This is a genomic window from Loigolactobacillus binensis, assembly GCF_005405165.1.
In the GTDB taxonomy this organism is placed as follows: Bacteria; Bacillota; Bacilli; order Lactobacillales; family Lactobacillaceae; genus Loigolactobacillus; species Loigolactobacillus binensis.
The window spans coordinates 1-4,209 of record NZ_BJDN01000055.1 but is presented as its reverse complement, the minus strand read 5'-3'; the positions used below and the strand labels follow the sequence as shown (position 1 = coordinate 4,209).

Annotated in this window: 2 protein-coding genes and 1 pseudogene; all 3 read left to right on the top strand. The window is 43.0% G+C overall.

Features of this window, described 5'->3' with window-relative positions:
- Positions 1 to 164 precede the first annotated feature (164 nt).
- The 3 genes and pseudogenes from FFM78_RS13440 (at position 165) to FFM78_RS13430 (ending at position 3,868) form a co-directional block, all read left to right on the top strand.
- Positions 165 to 911, top strand: a complete 747-nt coding sequence (locus FFM78_RS13440) for a hypothetical protein (protein ID WP_223877097.1) — start codon at positions 165 to 167, stop codon at positions 909 to 911.
- Between the two features lie 256 nt (positions 912 to 1,167).
- Positions 1,168 to 2,958: a coiled-coil domain-containing protein gene (locus FFM78_RS13435; protein WP_223877096.1), complete on the top strand. Its 1,791-nt coding sequence runs from the start codon at positions 1,168 to 1,170 to the stop codon at positions 2,956 to 2,958.
- A gap of 61 nt (positions 2,959 to 3,019) precedes the next feature.
- Positions 3,020 to 3,868: pseudogene (locus tag FFM78_RS13430) on the top strand (fructosamine kinase family protein).
- The last annotated feature ends 341 nt before the right edge of the window (positions 3,869 to 4,209 follow it).

The following is a 4,209-nucleotide window of genomic DNA, read 5'->3' as shown; positions in this document are numbered from 1 at the left end:
CCTTGAATTAATTCAAATACAGCCTTAATTTTTGTTTCTTTTGAAAACATGATAAAACCCCCAGATTTGGATTTCTCCAATTCTGGGGGTTCAGTTCAACTGCCTTTTTTAGTCGAATTTTCGCCGCGCTGTTGATTTTATTGCCATTAGTAGTGGAGCGGACAGTGATCATCACGAAGCGTACTGATTTTTATTTACCGTCGATCAAGGAACTGGCCACCATTAGTTTTGCGCAATTACAAACTGATCAGCAAACGATCGCACATTCCCTACAAGGCATCAGTAAACTCAAGCAGACCTTAGCAACTGATAAATTAAAGGCGACTTTCGCGGATCTGCATCGGCATAGCTCGACTAAGTACATTAATAACGGATCGCTGACCGCCGATTATTTTGCGCATGCTTACGCCTCGTTGGCTGATCCGCACATTTACTTAGTGATCTCCAATACTGGCAGCAACGCCAGCGAGATCATTTCCTTGTTTACCCAAAAGCAATATAATCACGCTTCGTTAAGTTTTGATGCGGAGCTAAAGACGATCATCAGCTATAATGGCGGTGAAAAGGTGTATCCACCTGGTTTAAATGCCGAAATGGTTGAAGCCTTCCATAAAAAGGCCGATGCGTCGGTTCTGATCTATCGTTTAGCCACCACGCGTGCACAAAAACAGCAGATCATTGATAAAGTGCAGGAGATCAATACCACCGGTAGCGCCTATAATTTGTTAGGATTAGTGACTAAGCATTCTTACCGCCCCAACATTATGTTCTGTTCGCAATTTGTTTACCGCATGTTAAAATTAGCGCAACTAGATTATTTCGATAAACCGGCTGGTGACGTACGGCCCACTGATTTTATCGAATTGGATTATTATAAAAAGTTAGATTTTTGTTACGAGATCAAATTTTAAAGGCTGATAATTCAGTTGGTTCCAAGACTTTAGGCTTAAAGGCCACTAAATTCACGTTAATGATTGCCTTTCGTCTCAAATTCAAGTCATTCTTTTAACAATTTCGCAAAATTTAGTGTCTTGAGTTGATGCGCCGGGCCGAATGCATTAGAATTAGGCTAAACAGCTTATTTTTGTAAGCGATTAATGACCGCGATCATTGTTTACAGAGGTGGGTTTTCTTCAAGGTGACTTGAATAATAATCATGAGATGGAGATGGAGACAACGAGTAAATCAACAGACACAGCAAGTACGACTAACGCCAGCGATGCAACGCTTACCGACGTCGTCAATACACGTTCGGCCACTGAAAATCAGTTAGCTGATTTGGAGAGTCAACTCAAAGCTGTTAAAGACAAGTTACGCGACCAACTCTTTACTGAGCGGAAGTTGCTACTAAACCAGATCAATCGGATCGTCCCGCAGATCGAAGCGTTAAAGGAAGACGAGCAAAAGGATCAGCACGCGGTGGCTGATCTGCAAGGTGACGTTGAGGACGAAACGACGGTGCAGTTTGCTAATACCCAAAAGCAGCAAACCCGGGCGCAAGAACAATTGACAACGGTTAAGCAGCAGCAGGCTGACGTTGCGGATTCAATTGCTGAATACGAGAAGCAGGCTGATGGGGCCAAGGATGAATTGGCTGGCTATGAACAAGAAGAGGCCGACATGGTAGAAAAGATCAAGCAGGAAACTGATCTAGCGACCATGATTTCTTTAGCCGAACAACAAAAAAGCCATGTTCAGGTATTGAATGCTAAAAAAGACGATGTTAAGCGGCAATTAGAAGTTGTCGAGGTTAAACTGACTAACGCGCAAAAACGTCAGGCTGAGTTACCTAAAGAAGTTGCTAACATTAAGTCTAAGCAAAATGTTTTGGCTGAGCAATTGACTAAATTGCAAGCTGAGATCGACGCTAAACAGGCCGAACGAGAAAAAGCCCGTGAAGCTGCTGAGCGGCGCTTGACCTCCACTCAAAGTGCCTTGGACAATGCTCAAAATCGCCATCAACAGTACACCGTTCAATTGGAAAATACGAAAAAGAAGTTAGAACAGTATTTTCAAGTAACGGAAAGTGTTAATGAAGTTGTGCTGGACCAAGCAGCACGCTACTTTGTCTTTGAGCGTAATTTTGAGCGTCAACCTAATGATGATACAAAGGCAGCCCTAAAAGCTACGGCAGCTACTTTTGCGCAGGCACAGGTTGCACCAACTTATATCACGGTTGATTATAACGATTACTTGCAGGCTACCTGGCAGGATTACCAGCAGCAGGGTCTGATCGCACCTAATGCCCAACTGTTGAATTTATATGAATCCTTGCAGGATAGCGACCAACCTCAAGCAGCAGCGGATAACATTATTCCGCAAAATGATGATTGGCAGTATACCAAGGACGAAAATACGCATTCTGAATTAGTACGCGACCAGAATAATCAGCCGGTAATGCAGCTGAAACGCCGGGATGATGACACGTTGTGGTATGTTCTTTACTATAGTCAAGGTAAAGTGATCAAGCGCGATGTCTTTGATCTAGCTGGTCAATTGTCGGCTACTCAATATTTGGATCAAAACAACGCCAATCGGGTCGTTAGTGAGAATTTCTACCGCACCAACGGTAGTTTAGTGTTGGTTAAGGAATATAACGAAAACGATAAGGAAACGATCCAACTTCTGAATGAAGCCGGTGTTTTGCTAGAAGTCTTCTCGACGGAAAACGAATTGATCATTTGGTGGTTGAAGAATATGGTCTTCACCAATAATCATAGCCAGTTAGTGATCAATACTGCCAACAGCTTCTACGACTATCTAACTGAAAACCAACCAGAACAAGTCGATTTGTTGCCAGTGATCGCAGATCTTGCCAGTCAATCGACCCTAGTGAACAATATTCTCACTGGGAAAGCTGGGATTCGCAATCTCTTCTTATTACAACAAGCGGATTACGAGAAAGTTATCGAAACCAGTCAGATCTCACTAAATGCTAGTGTTCTCGGTGCAAAATAAGTCTAGTTTTGTAAAGCCACTCGTTTACGAGTGGTTTTTTCTATAGTTAAGGAGGACCTAAATGTTAACAAAAAAATGGTTGGCCCAATTACCGATCGGTGGCATTCAACAGGTGATCCCGGTTCACGGTGGGGACATTAATCAGGCCTATCGCGTGCGTACAACGCAGCAGGATTATTTTTTGAAAGTACAGCCGCAGTAATCCCTTGCCTTTTTTGCTCATGAACGGGAGGGACTACAATTGTTAGCGACTGCAGCGCGCGTGCCTAAAGTTTTGGCCAGTGGTGAAATTGCTGGGGCTGCCTATTTACTATTAGAGTGGCTGGAAATGGGTCACGGGGATGCAGCGGCTTTAGGCCGTACAGTTGCTGCAGTTCATCACCAACACGCCGCTGCTTTTGGCCTAGCGCATGACTTCACAGCAGGCAAGCTACCTAAATTAAATACTTGGCAGACTGATTGGGCCGACTTCTATATTAATCAACGCCTCAATGTTTTAGCTACCTTAGCCCAGCGCAATAATCTATGGACTGAGTTTCGCCAGCAGCACCTGCAGCAGTTGGAACAACGGCTGCGTGCTTATTTTGCCACGACGACGATTCGGCCCAGCTTATTACACGGCGATTTGTGGGCAGGCAACGTTAACTTTTTAGCCGATGGTACGCCTGTCCTGTTGGATCCTGACGTTTTCTATGGCGATCGGGAAATGGATTTAGCAATGAGCCGTTTATTTGGTGGCTTCACTACGGATTTTTATCGCGCGTACGAGCAGGCGTATCCGTTACGCTCAGGCTACACGCAGAGAATAGCGTGGTATCAAACTTATTACTTACTGGCGCACCTTAATTTATTTGGTGAAACTTACGGGACAGCGTTGGATCAGACCTTGCGCCAAGCGACTTTAGAATGAATGTTCATGCGCATTGTATTTTTTTATGAATTAATCCTTGACGCAATTTTAAAATCGTAGTATATTATTTAAGTTGTCAAATTTAAGTGTTCACAGCAATTGATTTAAATATTTTAACTGATTTAAAAAAAGTTGTTGACAAAGATATTTAAACTTGGTATAGTAATAAAGTTGCGTGTCGCGCTTCGTTAGTTGAACCGCTTATGAATATTTATTCAAAAAGTTCTTGACAAGCATTGCTGGTCATGGTAAACTAATTAAGTTGCGTTAAGCAACTCGGTAGACCTTTGAAAACTGAACAAATTTTCGACAAATCAAATGTGTAGGGTCTTTATTTTTGA